Source organism: Curtobacterium sp. MMLR14_010 (genome assembly GCF_001865015.1).
In the GTDB taxonomy this organism is placed as follows: Bacteria; Actinomycetota; Actinomycetes; order Actinomycetales; family Microbacteriaceae; genus Curtobacterium.
This window is the reverse complement of sequence record NZ_MJGV01000032.1, coordinates 3,280-3,611: the sequence shown is the minus strand read 5'-3', so window position 1 is coordinate 3,611 and position 332 is coordinate 3,280. Positions and strand designations below refer to the sequence as shown.

The 332-nt window shown below is 73.8% G+C and carries 1 protein-coding gene; it reads right to left on the bottom strand.

The annotated features are described in order from the left end of the window. Window positions 1-57: 57 nt before the first annotated feature. Window positions 58-332: aminotransferase class IV (locus tag BIU98_RS07685; RefSeq protein WP_175481315.1), on the bottom strand; the 275-nt coding region annotated here is incomplete at its 5' end.

Sequence of the window (332 nt, the reverse complement as noted above, 5' to 3'; positions counted from 1 at the left end):
CGACCCGGGCCTCCCGGCTGGACGGGCGCCGCGCGTCCCGCGCGCTCGGTGGGCGCCTCAGGACTCCCGCGCCAGCAGGAACGCGTTCATCTGCTCCGTCAGGTCGAGGTCCATCGCCTGCTCGTCACCGTTGACCAGCCGGATCGGGGCGGCCTGGCGCACGCTCGACACGAGCCACAGGGCGTCGGCCGCCCGCAGGTCCGCCATCGTGACGAGCTCGTAGGCCGTCTCGATGCCCTCGGCCTCGGCGAACCGGAAGACGTCCGCCTGGGTGGTGCCGGCGAGGATCCCGATGTCCGTGCGCGGCGTCACGAGTCGTCCGCCGACCGACA